Source organism: Halomonas sp. FeN2, from assembly GCF_020595105.1.
Lineage (GTDB): Bacteria > Pseudomonadota > Gammaproteobacteria > Pseudomonadales > Halomonadaceae > Vreelandella > Vreelandella neptunia.
On sequence record NZ_CP074200.1, the window covers coordinates 3,375,609 to 3,390,080 of the forward strand.

14 protein-coding genes are annotated in these 14,472 nt (G+C 47.3%); 9 read left to right on the forward strand and 5 right to left on the reverse strand.

The annotated features are described in order from the left end of the window. The first annotated feature begins 94 nt into the window (after positions 1-94). The 7 genes from guaB (at position 95) to KF947_RS15655 (ending at position 8,115) form a co-directional block, all read left to right on the forward strand. On the forward strand, positions 95-1,564 hold the full coding sequence (gene guaB, locus KF947_RS15625) for an IMP dehydrogenase (protein ID WP_022519926.1): 1,470 nt from the start codon (positions 95-97) through the stop codon (positions 1,562-1,564). A gap of 96 nt (positions 1,565-1,660) precedes the next feature. Next, positions 1,661-3,238, forward strand: coding sequence for a glutamine-hydrolyzing GMP synthase (gene guaA / locus KF947_RS15630; protein WP_133730748.1), 1,578 nt, complete (start codon positions 1,661-1,663; stop codon positions 3,236-3,238). A 167-nt stretch (positions 3,239-3,405) separates the two neighbouring features. Further along, positions 3,406-4,296, forward strand: coding sequence for a hypothetical protein (locus tag KF947_RS15635; RefSeq protein WP_227404384.1), 891 nt, complete (start codon positions 3,406-3,408; stop codon positions 4,294-4,296). Beyond that, positions 4,297-4,767 carry a hypothetical protein gene (locus KF947_RS15640; RefSeq protein WP_227404385.1) on the forward strand — a complete coding sequence of 157 codons (471 nt, stop codon included), beginning with the start codon at positions 4,297-4,299 and terminating at the stop codon, positions 4,765-4,767. A 93-nt stretch (positions 4,768-4,860) separates the two neighbouring features. Next, the gene (locus tag KF947_RS15645; protein WP_227404386.1) at positions 4,861-5,733 is read left to right on the forward strand and encodes a hypothetical protein; all 873 of its coding nucleotides are present in this window, start codon (positions 4,861-4,863) and stop codon (positions 5,731-5,733) included. After that, positions 5,717-6,859: a hypothetical protein gene (locus KF947_RS15650; protein WP_227404387.1), complete on the forward strand. Its 1,143-nt coding sequence runs from the start codon at positions 5,717-5,719 to the stop codon at positions 6,857-6,859. The genes KF947_RS15645 and KF947_RS15650 overlap by 17 nt, the downstream gene beginning before the upstream one ends. A gap of 548 nt (positions 6,860-7,407) precedes the next feature. Further along, positions 7,408-8,115, forward strand: coding sequence for a DUF808 family protein (locus KF947_RS15655; RefSeq protein ID WP_227404388.1), 708 nt, complete (start codon positions 7,408-7,410; stop codon positions 8,113-8,115). Here the strand turns inward: KF947_RS15655 and KF947_RS15660 are convergent. The 4 genes from KF947_RS15660 to KF947_RS15675 are packed head-to-tail and all read right to left on the reverse strand — an operon-like array spanning position 8,066 to position 11,654. Next, entirely contained in the window at positions 8,066-9,244 is a 1,179-nt protein-coding gene (locus KF947_RS15660) for an MFS transporter (RefSeq protein ID WP_227404389.1), read from the reverse strand. The two genes, KF947_RS15655 and KF947_RS15660, sit on opposite strands and share 50 nt — an antisense overlap. 48 nt (positions 9,245-9,292) lie before the next feature. After that, positions 9,293-9,964 (reverse strand): hypothetical protein, encoded by a 672-nt coding sequence (locus KF947_RS15665; protein WP_227404390.1) that lies wholly within the window; start codon positions 9,962-9,964, stop codon positions 9,293-9,295. A 22-nt stretch (positions 9,965-9,986) separates the two neighbouring features. Beyond that, positions 9,987-11,243 (reverse strand): ISL3 family transposase, encoded by a 1,257-nt coding sequence (locus KF947_RS15670; RefSeq protein WP_227404391.1) that lies wholly within the window; start codon positions 11,241-11,243, stop codon positions 9,987-9,989. A 42-nt stretch (positions 11,244-11,285) separates the two neighbouring features. Beyond that, positions 11,286-11,654, reverse strand: a complete 369-nt coding sequence (locus KF947_RS15675) for a hypothetical protein (protein WP_227404392.1) — start codon at positions 11,652-11,654, stop codon at positions 11,286-11,288. A gap of 542 nt (positions 11,655-12,196) precedes the next feature. Between KF947_RS15675 and KF947_RS22220 the strand changes: the two genes are divergently transcribed. Both KF947_RS22220 and KF947_RS15685 read left to right on the forward strand, forming a co-directional pair. Continuing rightward, positions 12,197-12,373 carry a DUF4357 domain-containing protein gene (locus tag KF947_RS22220; protein WP_223287870.1) on the forward strand — a complete coding sequence of 59 codons (177 nt, stop codon included), beginning with the start codon at positions 12,197-12,199 and terminating at the stop codon, positions 12,371-12,373. 190 nt (positions 12,374-12,563) lie between these two features. After that, entirely contained in the window at positions 12,564-13,514 is a 951-nt protein-coding gene (locus tag KF947_RS15685; RefSeq protein ID WP_227404393.1) for a DUF808 domain-containing protein, read from the forward strand. 34 nt (positions 13,515-13,548) lie between these two features. Here the strand turns inward: KF947_RS15685 and KF947_RS15690 are convergent, their stop codons facing one another. After that, positions 13,549-14,469, reverse strand: a complete 921-nt coding sequence (locus KF947_RS15690) for a DMT family transporter (protein ID WP_227404394.1) — start codon at positions 14,467-14,469, stop codon at positions 13,549-13,551. Positions 14,470-14,472 lie beyond the last annotated feature (3 nt).

Consider the following 14,472-nt stretch of genomic DNA (forward strand, 5'->3'; position numbering starts at 1 on the left):
CAGCCTGACTGCATTGCTGGGATGGCCCTCAAAACGCTATAATAGGCGATTAACCTTTCACGCCCCACTTCCTCTCAATCAGGGTGTTGCCGCTATGCTACGTATGGCCCAAGAAGCACTAACGTTCGATGACGTTCTCCTCGTTCCCGGCTTCTCCGATGTCCTCCCCAAGGATGTCAGCCTCAAAACCCGCCTGACCCGCAATCTTTCGCTCAATATCCCGCTCCTCTCTGCCGCGATGGACACCGTTACCGAAGCGCGTCTAGCGATTGCGATGGCCCAGGAAGGCGGCATCGGCATCATCCATAAGAGCATGGCCATGACCCAGCAAGCCGCTGAGGTGCGCAAGGTCAAAAAGCACGAAAGCGTGATTGTAAAAGACCCGGTCACCGTTAGCCCGAAAGCCAAGCTCGAAGACCTGCTCGCCATGGCCCGTGAATACGGCTTCTCCGGTTTCCCCGTGGTAGAAGGCGAAACCCTGGTGGGTATCGTGACCGAGCGTGACATGCGCTTCCAGCCTAACCACGGTGACAGCGTCGAAGCGATCATGACACCGCGCGACCGACTGGTTACCGTTAAAGAAGGTACCGACCTCGAAACCAGCAAAGCCAAAATGCGCGAACACCGCATCGAGAAAATGCTGATCGTTGATGACGAGTTCCACCTGCGTGGCCTGGTCACCTTCCAGGATATCGAAAAAGCCCGCACCTACCCGATGGCCGCTAAAGACAGCGACGGCCGTTTGTTAGTCGGCGCAGCGGTCGGCACCGGCCCGGAAACCCCGGATCGCGTCGCGGCGCTAGCTGAAGCAGGCGTGGACGTGATCATTGTCGATACCGCCCACGGCCACTCCCAAGGCGTTCTCGACCGCGTTCGCTGGATCAAAGAGCACTTCCCGCAGATTCAAGTGATTGGCGGCAACATCGCCACCGCCGGTGCTGCCCGGGCGCTGGCCGAAGCAGGCGCGGATGCCGTTAAAGTCGGTATTGGCCCTGGCTCGATCTGCACCACGCGCATTGTTGCTGGCGTTGGCGTACCGCAAATCACCGCGGTTTCCAATGTGGCCGAAGCGCTCAAAGAGTACGACATTCCGCTGATTGCCGATGGCGGCGTGCGTTACTCCGGTGATTTGGCCAAGGCGATTGCCGCTGGCGCCAGCGCCGTGATGGTCGGCGGCCTGCTGGCCGGTACCGAAGAAGCTCCAGGCGAAGTCGAGCTCTACCAGGGCCGTACCTACAAAGCCTACCGGGGCATGGGCTCCATGGGCGCCATGTCCCAGAGCCAGGGCAGCGCCGACCGCTACTTCCAGGATAAGAGCGAAGGCGCCGAGAAGCTGGTGCCGGAAGGCATCGAAGGCCGTGTTCCCTATAAAGGCATGATGAGCGCTATCGTTCACCAGCTGATGGGCGGGCTACGCGCTTCCATGGGCTACACCGGCTGCCGCGATATTCAGGAAATGCGCACCAAGCCGGAGTTTGTACAGATTACCGGCGCTGGCTTTAACGAATCCCACGTCCACAACGTGCAGATCACCAAAGAAGCTCCCAACTACCGGGTGAGCTAACCAGCAAGATTAGTTATATGGCGCGGCGGGCATTGCCCCGCCGCTTGCTTTTTGGCCTTACCAGCGGCACCCACACCGCTTAACCGAGACCCCGCCATGAGTGACATTCACGCCCATAAGATTTTGATTCTCGACTTCGGCTCGCAGTACACCCAACTGATCGCCCGCCGCGTCCGCGAGATCGGCGTTTATTCCGAAGTCCGCGCGTTTGATATCACCGAAGAAGAGATCCGCGAGTACAACCCCAACGGCATTATCATGGCCGGTGGCCCGGAATCCGTGACGGAACTGGACTCCCCGCGTGCGCCCCAGTGCGTGTTTGAAATGGGTCTGCCGGTGTTTGGTATCTGCTACGGCATGCAGACCATGGCCGAGCAGTTGGGCGGTAAGGTAGAAGGCTCCAACCAGCGCGAATTCGGCTACGCGCAGATTCAGATCGACGAAGACAACGCGCTGTTCAAAGATATCAAAGACCACGTAGACGCTAAAAGCGGTAAAACCCTGCTGGACGTATGGATGAGCCACGGCGACAAGGTGGCCGAAGCGCCCGCCGAGTTCACCGTGACCGCCTCCACACCGAGCTGCCCGATTGCCGCCATGGCCTGGGAAGAGAAACAGTTTTACGGCGTACAGTTCCACCCGGAAGTGACCCACACCCTGCAGGGCCAGCGCATTCTTGAGCACTTCGTGCTGGATATCTGTAAAGCCGAAAAGCTGTGGACTCCCGCGCAAATCATCGAAGATCAGGTTCAGCGCGTGCGCGAGCAAGTAGGCGACCGCCACGTACTGCTCGGCCTTTCCGGCGGCGTGGATTCCTCTGTGGTTGCCGCGCTGCTACACAAAGCCATTGGCACCCAGCTGACCTGCGTGTTCGTCGATAACGGCCTGCTGCGTAAAGCGGAAGGCGACCAGGTCATGGAAACCTTCGCCAAGCATATGGGCGTGAAAGTGATCCGCGTAGACGCCGAAGACCTGTTCCTCGGCAAGCTGAAGGGCGAGAAAGACCCGGAAGCCAAGCGCAAGATCATCGGCAATACATTCATCGACGTATTCGATGAAGAAGCCAGCAAGATCGACGGCGTCGAGTTCCTGGCCCAGGGCACCATCTACCCGGACGTGATCGAATCCGCCGCCTCTAAAACCGGCAAAGCGCACGTGATCAAATCCCACCACAACGTCGGTGGTCTGCCCGAAACCATGAAGCTCAAGCTGGTCGAGCCGCTGCGCGAACTGTTTAAAGACGAAGTGCGCAAACTCGGCCTGGAACTCGGCCTGCCCTACGATATGGTCTATCGCCACCCGTTCCCTGGCCCCGGCCTGGGCGTGCGTATTCTTGGCGAAGTGAAGAAAGAGTACGCCGACATCTTGCGCGACGCCGACGCCATCTTCATCGAAGAGCTACGCGCCTCCGGCTGGTACGAAAAAACCAGCCAAGCCTTCGCCGTGTTCCTACCGGTGAAATCCGTAGGCGTAGTCGGCGACGGCCGCCGCTACGAATGGGTCATCGCGCTACGCGCGGTAGAAACCATCGACTTCATGACCGCCCGCTGGGCGCACCTGCCTTACGAGCTGCTGGAGAAGGTTTCCAATAGGATTATCAATGAGTTGGAAGGGGTTTCTCGGGTGACTTATGATGTGAGCAGCAAGCCGCCTGCTACTATTGAGTGGGAGTGAAGTTCGCGTCCGTAATGGATTGCCGCCAAAAAGCTTCAGCTCCTTAAGCCCGCGTAAATGCGGGCTTTTTTGTACATAGGTTATTTGTAGTATATTTTAATTAAGAATAGTAATGTAAAAGTAAATGTTTAAGAATTTATACATAGGCTATAATTGGGGGGCGGAGAATGGCAAAAAATGGAACGTATTACCTAGGGCGAATTATAAAAACAGGTGCATTAGAAACTAAGCATATAATGGCTGCTCTTCGATCCCCTGAAGCTTTTACAAGCTATGGTAGTGCTTGGACTTTCCTAGATATAAAAGAATTTTCCGACGGGAGAACCTCATATTTTTTTGGTCGTTTAGTCAAATATGACCCTGAAGGTGAAGTAACTATCGTTGATCCCAAAGCAAGGAGAGAGGTCATACAGAGAGAACCTAATATGACGATTGCTTCTAGCCCATTTGTATATATACCTGATCATTCTGGATTAGCTTTTTTACATGTTTCTGGGCAGATAGATTATGAAATTTTCATGTCTAGGTGGAGTTCTGTAGTCAACGTTTCGCATCATGAAATTTTGTCTGAATGTATTGTTGAGCCTATAGCAGACCTAAGTTCTTTTTCAAAAAAATTAAATTCTTTGGATTCAATATACTTTCTTTCTGCTTCTGTTTCTCCTCCAAATCCCATGTTTGGACCTTTATGGGAGAATTTAAAAAGTTATTTGATTCAAAGAAAAACTGAACGTATGAAAATTGAAGAAGATGGCGAGTTTGCTAAACCATTACAAACTGATCTTCCTAAGCATGTACAAGCAGTGCTTGAACAAACAGAAGAAATGCCTTACTTACCTGAGCCTCTTCCAATTGGTGATGCTGCTATTTTAATGGCAGCAGATGGATATGGAAAAGGCACAGTAAGAGGAAAAAAGGATGGGGTAGTTATAATGATAAAAACATCGGAAACAGCAATGAATTTTAGTTTTTCGCGAGATCCAGAGCCACAAGAGCTTTATGAAAAAGCAGTAGAAATATTTGAGTATGTTCGGCTGGAAAGGCACATGAGACATTAAATGAAGTACTTAAAGGACTGCCTTAAAACTATATTCCTATCACCTGAGTTTTTGTTTCTCTGTCTAGGGATATGGTTATATCAGTTTTATGAATCATTCTTTATAAGGCTAGGGCTTGCAATGTCAAGTCGAGAGGGGGCTGATTATTTCTTTACAGCTCTTCCAGTTAGTGTATTGATAGCTAGCTATAAAATAGGCGTTATTGTTTTAAGGCCTGGTGATGATGCGGAGAATAAAATATTATATCAATGGCCTTTTTATCGTGCGCTTGAATTTAGGGTTTACTGGTCTATGTTTTTATGCTTAGTCTGTACTAGCATTGGGTTTGTATTGTTTGCTGACCCTTTTTTGTTCGACGATTCATTAAAAGGTTTGATGTTGTTTATTTCGTTATCTACTTCAGTTTCAGTAGTTATTACTTTGTTTTTAGCTAAAATGGCTATTAAGAAAATTTTAACTCTTTACAAATAGCTATTAAAAATAGCCAGCTTGTGCTAGCTTTTTATTTTTTAAAGCTCAATTTTTTAGCGGTTTGTGTAAAGTTAAAATCAAGAGGTTAAGATTATGAGTTGGCGAAAAATGCTTAAATCTAAAATATGCTTTTGTGCTTACAATTATAGCTCTATCAATTGTAAGAAAATTACAATTGATAGAGTTGATCTTGATCTGTGCCTAGAAAAGTACGCCTCTGATTATGAAAAGAGGAAGAGGTGGCATTTGCCTCTTACTTTGTTTTTTACTTTGACGCTTGCGCTGCTAACAACTAGGTTTGAAGCAGAAGTAGTTGTACCATTTACTTCTCACAGCTTGGCTATTCCTGAGAACATATCTATAGTTGCTTGGACAATAAACGTTATTTTTTTATTATGGGGTTTGCTTAGGATAGTTCAAAGCATCCGTATTTTCCGAACTGATGAGATTTTTCTAGCAAACCTTCATTGCCGGATACTAAATGTTCCAGATTTTACTAGAGTTTTCATCATTAAAAATGAACTGGATGATGACTTGAAGTTATTGGTTGAAAAAAAAGTTTCTTGGGATTGCTATTTTTTGCCTTATGTTAAGAAGGAAGTTACGGAAAAAGATTTTCTAGATACTGCTTCAATAAAAAAAGCAATTTCAGACAAAATAGGATTGAACGATAATGTAACAAATATTGATTTCATTCAAGGATTAAGCTTAATATCAGAGAAATACGATCCTCCGCAAAAAGTGGTTAAAGAGTTTAAGTTTGAGTTTTACTGCTTAACCACTTCGGTTAAGTTGGATGAGGATGAGTTTTTGGTAGGCAATAGGAAATACTTCTGGAAAAGTTTAAATGACCTGGAGTCAGATGCCTTAACGTTTAAAAACAATAAAGATATTTTGTCACATTTGAGAGAGTATTACGCTGAGTTAGTAGTTGATGTGGAGAGTTATCATGCAAGTAGATCTTGATTTAATATGGAATATCTCATTGGTTTGTCCTTGGGATTGCGAGTTCTGCTGTACAGATGCAGTCCAAGTTTCTAAGAGAGGAAATAATATAATTATGTCTAGTAATGGCTATGAGGGGAGCTTTTTACCAGACGAGCAATTACGTTTGAGATCCGTTTTTATTAAAAAATATCCAGGTATAAAGCCAAATAAGTTTGACCTTTCTTTATTAAAAAGAATTGAGCTAGGACTTGAGCCAACATTAGATAGTAAAATGAAAATTCTTGAACGATTCAAAGGATATAAGATAAAAATTGATTTTGCTGGTGGTGAACCACTAGTTTGTTACGAAAATTATTTGGTTATTAAAGAAGCCGCACGAATCTTTGGTGCGCCTAGAATATCAGTAACTTCTACTGGAGTAGGGGTTCAACGATATGGAGTTTCAGATTTAGCCAATCTAATAGGTATTTACGAGTTTACGTATGATGAGCCTAAGTCAGTATGCGATAATCGTCCCTTAGGATATAATAGCTCTAATATAAAAGTTGCACGTAATTTTTCAAAAGCTGGTGTAAAAACTAAAGCTCAAATACCTTTGCATGCAGCAAATGTGAAGATTGATCGGATAGAAAAGATTTATAAAGAACTTAATGAAATTGGTGCCACGGAAATACTTTTGATGCGACTTTTCCCTGTTGGTAGGGGTGCTAGCTTAAGTAATAAAGGTAGTTTCCCAAGCAAAGAAGAGTTGGTTGTAGCAATTAATAAATTTTTAGAGCTTTCTGATGAAGGTGTAACTGATGTTAGACTTCAGTGTGCGTTAAAGCATCTCGTTGAAAGAAATATTCCTATAGAAAACCCATGTGACATGATGCGTAAGTCATTCGGCATCAACTATCAGGGTAAGTTATTAGTTAGCGCTTGGGGTAATGGTGAGAATGGCACGCCGATAAATAATGACTTTGTTTTAGGTGATTTATGCTCAGAGAGCTTTGAGAGTATTCGTGCTACTGAAAAGTTCGATAGATATTATTCAAAATTAGATGATAATCATGGTCATTGTAAAGTTATTTCTTATTTAAATGCTTCTGATGGTGAAAATGGTTTTTTTGAAAATAAAGATCCTTTGTATTTATCGTATTAACAATAGTTTAATGTGAGTTATAAAGAATTATGAGTAAATAAAAAGTCTGGATTTTAACCTTTTCATATTATTAAAAAGTTTTTTAGGAAAGTGATGTTGACGATTACCTTAAATTAGGTTGTAGTTTCTTCTTTTAAAAATTTAATTTTAATGTCATGAGCGACTAAGTATCTTGTACTCTAAAGAAAGTTTAGTATTGACGATTTCTAATAAATGAGGGGTTATTCGTTCAGGCTTAATGTTCTCTCTTTTATTCATCCTCTTTCCCGTTCGAATCAGCTCTCTACCGAGCCCATAAACAGAAGATAAGTCATGATTGGATCATAATATGATCTGAATAGGTGGTACAAGCGGCTCATGTATACCTGATGACATTCCCTCCTAGATTAGCACCTCTCGCTCAATAAGATACTTCATATAATGCCGCTCTTTAAACATACTCAACGGGATTGAGAGTGCTATAGGGTGAACTTAATTGTAACAGTCCCGCTAAGCTTGAGATAAAGTGTATCCATACTGACGTTGTCTAGCACAATGACTCCCCTGCCTTGACCATAAAAAACTGGCGAGGCATTTTTAGCGCTGCCTTTGAGGTAAAAGATGCGGCTCGACCGCCCCGCTTTGTGCTCTACTATCTGCACCTGTTATTCACGGAGAAAGCATCCATGGCCATTGGCGGCTTAATAGGATTACTGGATGACATTGCCGCATTGGCGAAGTTGACCGCAGCATCACTGGACGATGTGAGCGCCGCCGCTGGGCGTGCGACGGCGAAGGCGGCCGGGGTGGTGGTGGATGATACGGCGGTGACGCCGCAATATTTGCAGGGAGTGACAGCGGAACGTGAACTGTCGATTGTGAAGCAGATCGCGCTGGGGTCGATCCGCAACAAGCTGATTTTTATCCTGCCGGCAGCGCTGCTGCTGAATCACTTTTTGCCCGCGCTATTGCCGATCATCCTGATGGTGGGCGGCACCTATCTGGCCTTTGAAGGTGCGGAGAAGGTCTGGCACAAGCTCTCCGGCAACAAGCCAGCGGTAGAGAAGGGGCCGACGGCCAATAAAAGAGCGCTGATAAAAACGGGACAGTCTAGAGTGATGAAATGCGAACAACCTTTATTGGCGTTGACAGATACTGGAGCAGTGCGATGCAACTCCCGTCGCGGCGCTAGTCTGCGAAGCCGATGCGCTTATGCAGCTTATAAATTTATTGTGTCGGCTTTAAAACCCATATTATTAAGCCTGCGCATACGATAATAGCTCCCCAAGTTGTGTAGAGGATGGAAATAGAAGTAATGGGGAAGATAGTTGGTATAAGATATATGATCATACCCCCCAGATTTGTTAGAACTGAGGTAGTAGCTCGAATCCTACCAATCATGTCTTCAGAACAGAACGTTAATAATTTTCCGTCGAACCTCGCTCTAGTAATGGAAAAAAGTCCTCCCATAATTGCGTAAAGCAGTATCAGTGCAGGAATGAAGCGTAGAAAAGAGAAAATAATCATTGTACTGCCAAGCAAGCACAAAAGAAGTGCTTCAAAATTATTTAGAGAAGTGGGGTAGCTTTTGAAGGCGGCAATAAGGAGTATAGACCCTCCTCCGATAGACCAAGCCATTTCTAATAAGCCATATACATTGCTGCTAGCGGAGAGCTCATTTTGTACGAATCCAGGAATAAGCACATTTGTCATTTGTGCCACTGAAAAAGTTAATGATACTCCAAATATTGCAATATATAATTTTTTGTCACTGATTGCATATTCAAACCCTTCTTTCCAAAGTTGTAAGGCATTGGGGGAGATGCTTTGCTTTATTTGTTTCAAGTTTTTCAGAAATGCTTCGCTAATAAAAAAACGTATGATAGATACTAAGAGCAACAGTAATACGCAAATGCTGGCACTGGTTTGTTCTAATAAAAAACCACTACCTCCCATTCCAATGGCTAGTCCTAATTGGCGTATGATAGAGACTCTTACAGACATTGAAATTCTTTTTTCTTTGCAAATAATCGATTGAAAAATGCCGTCTATCGAACCTGCTTTTACTGCCATGCTGGCAGTGTTTAGTATGCTGAATATATAAAGAAAGGGAGGCAAACTATGTCTTTGAGTTATGCCGAAGAGTAGGATTGCCAAGGCAGTGATTTGAGTAACTAACCCTAGTCTAACAACGATTTTTCTGTTCCAGCTGTCCGTTAGTATTCCTCCTATGATTGAAATAACTATACCAGTAACGCTAGACAAAAGAAATATTCTACCTAATACTGATATCGAGCCGTCTTCAACCGCTATCCATGAAATTGTGACGAAACTACTGCCAATAGACATAAAAGTTAAAAACAAGAACGCTACATAGAAATATAAGTCCAGCTTTCTTGATGACATGTTGATAATTCCCTTTGTTGACGTCCTTGTTCGGTCAATGGTAGGTTGTTAACTTTGATAAGTTATACCTATTTGCTTCCCCTCTAGAGATATTGATCGCATAAAGGAGCGTGTATAGCGCGTTCCAGGAATGTAATCGTTGAAAATATCTCGTGAATGAGCACCAGCAGAGTTCTTCATAAGGATTATTCTTCTTGCCTTTTGAGGGATATAATAGCGATTGGGGTTTTTCTGCATAGATTCTTTTAACGCATTAATTAGTTTTTTTATGTCAATTTCACTTTCGTTCTTAGTTATTTCTCCATTTAAAAACATGCTTTTATTATTGCCCTCGTTAAAGAAGATTGGTGCTTTAACAAACGACTGCCCTAAGTTTTCAACCTCACCATCTTTTCCAGGATAAACAATTGGTGTCAATTCAGTTTTATAGGGTACGTTCCAGCCGATGGCTTCTGCGTAACTTTCAAATTCATTCCATAAGGTAAAGGGAAGCCAATAAAAGTTTCCGGTTTTTTTATATGCTATGAATAGGCTGTAAATGGATAATAAATCAGGTAGATAGACGTTTGAGTTGTCAATTCTTCCATCTGTGTGAAATCCGAGCTTTTCTTCAGGTGAGTAGAATTTTAACCCTGCTTCTTTTAATTTTCTTTCTCCTTCCTTAGAGGCATTATAGAGAGTGAAAGGAGTATGGTTTCTTCTGTCCATCGCAGGGGACATAAATTTATGGTTCTTCGTCACTTCATGTGGATTTAGCCTGATCGAACAGGCGGCCCACCGGGCTGCCAATCAGGTAGATCATGGCGATGAAGTTAGCCTCGTTCCGATAGCCACGTGCGCGTGACCGAGCTGCCTGAAATAGGCCGTTCATCCCTTCCAGTCTTGCGTTCGTCAGTCCCGAGTGCCAGCGCCTGACCACTGCTTCCGCGTGCCGCTCAAGTGTCGCCAAGGCCTTTCCCATCGGCTTCAGTAGTGGCTTTTCAGAAACCGCCGATTGCATGACCTTGAGGTAGTTCGTGATGCGCCACCGAGCCGCTCTGGGCGTTGGGGCCTTCTGGATCCAGCGTAGCTTTTCCTTGATTATCCAGGCATCGGCCGTGGCGCTCTGATCAGCTACTAACTCCTGGAGCGCCGCCAACTGTTTAGGCCTCAGGTTCTCGTTGTCCAGATTTTTCAGCAGTGCCCAGCGCAGCGATTTAGAGTGTTCCTGCTCGCGGCGCTCTTTCTTGCGTACCTCGTCCAGCCGCTTGGTAAAGGTCTGCACGATATGGAACCAGTCGACCGTTACCTCGGCCTTGGGAAGGTGCTTGGTGATGCCGCTAAGGAAGGCGGGCGACATGTCGCAGACTACCTCGACCACATTGTCCGTATCGCCCCCATGGGCTGTCAGGAAGGCGCTAAATGCTTGGATGGCATCCTTGCCGCAGCCTGGAACAGCGAAGATCACCGGTTCCTGCTTGCGCTTCATGTCGAGGAACACTGTGACGTAGTGATGGCCGCGCCGGGACGCGGTTTCGTCCACGCCGACCGTCGCCACCTTGGACAGATCCAGTTCCCCTAGCATTCGGCCTACGTAGTGATGCACGATGCGCCATAGTCGTTTGTCGGAAATCTCCAACTGGCGGGAGACGGCCAGCACCGGCATCTCCTTGACCAGTGACATAGCCGCTTGCTCAAACAGCAGGGTGAAGTCGCTGCCCGGCCGCGCCCAGGGCACCTCTATGCGTTTGACGCCATGTTCAGGACACTTCGTGCGAGGCACGCGAGCATGCAGGTAACAGTGGTGCTGAAAGAAGTTCAGATGCCGCCAGGTTTTGTCGGCAAAATCGTGAGCTTGGCAGGTCTTACCGCACTCTGGACAGGGATAGAGACTGCCTCGCTCCGCCTCGACATAGAGATCCAGGCGGTGGGGCGACACAGAGGTATCCAGGTGCTGGTTCTTGAGGATCCAGGGCGCTTCTAGGCCCAGGCCGAGCGCCAGAATTTGGGTGCCGTCCATGTCATACCTACTGCCGTTGTAAAGACTATATTCTGGCCTAGCTCAGGGCATGAATTCCACACTCAGCGTCGAAGAGCCAAATTTATTAACTATTGCTTGAGCAATGATAGCGCCTAGAAGTGTATCCTGCGTAGGATTGCTATTCACTCCTTGTGGAATGTCAAGTGCCACTATGCCGCAAGATGTATCATTCAGTGCAGTACTTATATCAGTATGTATGTCTTCTACGATATTGGAGGATAAATGCTCTATCTCTTTAATAATGCTAGCCGACTTGAATATGTCTAGAGAGCTTGGATTTATGCTATCCTTTTGCAAAGATTTTATGAAATCTTTGCAAGCATTCAAGGATACGTTTAATAATGGCGCTTCGATGTTAGCGTCATTACTGTTTGTGATATATTGATACATGTTTGATCCTCCTATGGAAATTAGCCCTCCGCCGTATGGACGGAGGGCTACTATAACGTGATAGATTAACCCAGATTTCCACCTCCACCGTCTGTGCATTCGGGGGATTGCAGGCAAGCATCGAGCGAGCCGGCAATAGTGTCCAAGTTGATTTGGCAAAGAGTTTCTTGTGACATGTTACACCTCGTTTTAAGTGATTTAGGTTTTACCAATGGCGCTTATTTTGTTAAACGCCAAGAAAGGTATAGCAATTTTTTTGACTCTATTATGTAAGAAAAAGCTGACATTTCTTGTAAGGAAAATCTGATGCATTTCGTAAGAAATAACTTACACATGTAAGAAATAACTTACATCTATGAGCTGTTGGCATGGCTATTGGCTTTACTGTCTCCTCTCACGCTTTATCTTAATGAGCATGGGGCAGAAGAGGGTATCGGCGTAGCGGATGGCTTTGTGGTGCTAAAAGGCTCACTGTCCCGCGCTGAAGGAGCTGTGTCTATTCACTACTGCATGAGTGAGCAACGCCAGCTTTTCCAAGAGCGATGCATATTGGCTCCGTTGGATGTAAAACGAGTATTCACGCAGGGTTTTCGTTTTCCCTCCCCTCAACAGCAGCTGACATATTGGTAGGCGGCAGCGCCAATGGTCGGCTGGCTTGGAAAGATGCTAGCGGTAAAATCTTGAAAGCCATTCAGGATGAGAGCTTGGCGAGTATTTAATATGTGCTTACCGTGCTTCCCTCAGGCTCAATACAATCCTCCACCTGATGCCGCTTTTGAGCATACTCAGCGGGTGACAGTTAATTGAGAGGGAGACTGAAACAACACTGCACTTGCGGCAAAAGAGGCGATGCGCCCAAGTCGCTGTGTGCTTTACTATCTGCACTTGTTATTCACGGAGGAAGCATCCATGGCCATAGGTGGCTTGATAGGATTACTGGATGACATTGCCGCATTGGCGAAGTTGACTGCAGCATCACTGGACGATGTGAGTGCCGCCGCTGGGCGTGCGACGGCGAAGGCGGCCGGGGTGGTGGTCGATGATACGGCGGTGACGCCGCAATATTTGCAGGGGGTGGCAGCAGAGCGTGAACTGTCGCTTGTGAAGCAGATCGCGCTGGGCTCCATCCGCAACAAGCTGATTTTTATCCTGCCTGCGGCTCTGCTGCTGAATCACTTTTTGCCCATGCTATTGCCGATCATCCTGATGGTGGGCGGCACCTATCTGGCCTTTGAGGGGGCGGAGAAAGTCTGGCACAAGCTTTCCGGCAAGCATGACGATGACAAGCCAGCGGTAGAAAAGGGGCCGGAAGCCGAGAAAAAGATCGTGAGTGGTGCCATTCGCACCGACCTGATTCTGTCCGCCGAAATCATGGTGATCGCGCTGGCCACTGTCTCCCATCAGGGATTCTGGTCACAGATGGCGAGCCTGGTGGTAGTCGCGTTTGTCATCACTATTCTGGTGTATGGCGTGGTGGCGCTGTTGGTCAAGATGGATGATATCGGCATGAAGCTTGCTCAGCGGGATAATTCGGGAGTTCAGACCCTGGGCCGTGGTCTGGTGATTGCCATGCCCAAGGTGCTAACGACCATCTCGGTTGTGGGCACCGTCGCCATGCTCTGGGTGGGTGGGCATATCCTGATGGCCAATCTGGGTGCTGATGGCACGGGTTGGTTCAACGCGCCCTATGAGTGGGTACACCATATTGAGCATGGCATTAGCGAGGCAACCGGTGCCTTGGGCGGTGCGCTGGGCTGGAGCTTCAATACGCTGTGCTCTGCGGTGATTGGCTTTTTGGTGGGCTCGGTGGTGGTGGGTATGCTGCACCTCATTCCTAATAAGAAGGCCCATGCCGAGTAGGTGTGGGCTGCGACGAAGTAAGCAGAAATATCGATTAGCTCCGCCGTTGCCGTAACACCATCACTCCCGCGATTAAGATCATGCCCATACCCAGCCAAGTCATGGCATCGGGTACTTCGCTGAAGAGCAAGTAGCCCCAAAGGCTGGCAAAGATGAGGTAGGCGTAATCAAAGGTGCCGATCAACGCCGAAGGAGCAATTTGATAAGCCCTTGCCACCCCGGTATTCACAATGATCAGCAGTAGGGCGTAGGCGCCCACGATCAATAACGCTGTGGCGTCTAGCGGTTGCCAACCGGCGAACAGGAAAGGCGCGCGTTCAGCGAGTGTTGCCGTGCTGTTGATTGCCACCAGCACGCTGAAGAAACCGCCTGCTGCCAGGAAGGCTAGATTTAATCCCAGGGTGAGAAGTAAGGGATGCTCTTTTTGGCAGTGGTGGCGAGTGACCAGCATGGCTAGCGCATAAAAGAGGGCGGCAAGCACGGGTAGCAGTGTGGCAGGAGTGAAGGTGTCGCCGCCAGGGCGCAACACCACCACCACGCCCAGGAAACCGCAGAGAATGCCCAGCCAAGCCTGGCGTGAAAGATGCTCGCCCGCCCCAAAAGCAGCCAGTACGGCAATAAACAGCGGCGTGGTGTAAATGGCGACCGCTGCCACCGAGAGTGGAATCAGCGGCAGTGCTGCGTAGTAGGCGATCCACATCAGCAACAGAAGCAGGCTTCTAATCGCCACCCAGCGGCGTGATTTTACCTTGGGACGGGGGCCTGAATGGCTAATGATCAATCCAAAGAGTATCGGCAGCGATAGTGTTGAGGCGATGACATAGAGTTGCCATAGCGACATACTGGCACTTAGATACTTAACCAGGGCGTCGGTCAACGCCAGCAGAAAGACAGCCCCCACGATAAGGCTTATGCCCTGTAGGATATTATCTTGTGGTTCAGCGGTGGCCTTCATTGC

Excerpts from the sequence above, each read along its gene's own strand:
- guaB (WP_022519926.1), top strand. The coding sequence starts at position 95 with ATGCTACGTATGGCCCAAGAAGCACTAACGTTCGATGACGTTCTCCTC.
- KF947_RS15660 (WP_227404389.1), bottom strand. The coding sequence starts at position 9,244 with ATGTCATCAAGAAAGCTGGACTTATATTTCTATGTAGCGTTCTTGTTT.
- KF947_RS15640 (WP_227404385.1), top strand. The coding sequence starts at position 4,297 with ATGAAGTACTTAAAGGACTGCCTTAAAACTATATTCCTATCACCTGAG.
- KF947_RS22220 (WP_223287870.1), top strand. The coding sequence starts at position 12,197 with ATGCATATTGGCTCCGTTGGATGTAAAACGAGTATTCACGCAGGGTTT.
- KF947_RS15685 (WP_227404393.1), top strand. The coding sequence starts at position 12,564 with ATGGCCATAGGTGGCTTGATAGGATTACTGGATGACATTGCCGCATTG.
- KF947_RS15635 (WP_227404384.1), top strand. The coding sequence starts at position 3,406 with ATGGCAAAAAATGGAACGTATTACCTAGGGCGAATTATAAAAACAGGT.
- KF947_RS15690 (WP_227404394.1), bottom strand. The coding sequence starts at position 14,469 with ATGAAGGCCACCGCTGAACCACAAGATAATATCCTACAGGGCATAAGC.
- KF947_RS15665 (WP_227404390.1), bottom strand. The coding sequence starts at position 9,964 with ATGTCCCCTGCGATGGACAGAAGAAACCATACTCCTTTCACTCTCTAT.
- KF947_RS15670 (WP_227404391.1), bottom strand. The coding sequence starts at position 11,243 with ATGGACGGCACCCAAATTCTGGCGCTCGGCCTGGGCCTAGAAGCGCCC.
- KF947_RS15675 (WP_227404392.1), bottom strand. The coding sequence starts at position 11,654 with ATGTATCAATATATCACAAACAGTAATGACGCTAACATCGAAGCGCCA.
- KF947_RS15645 (WP_227404386.1), top strand. The coding sequence starts at position 4,861 with ATGAGTTGGCGAAAAATGCTTAAATCTAAAATATGCTTTTGTGCTTAC.
- KF947_RS15650 (WP_227404387.1), top strand. The coding sequence starts at position 5,717 with ATGCAAGTAGATCTTGATTTAATATGGAATATCTCATTGGTTTGTCCT.
- guaA (WP_133730748.1), top strand. The coding sequence starts at position 1,661 with ATGAGTGACATTCACGCCCATAAGATTTTGATTCTCGACTTCGGCTCG.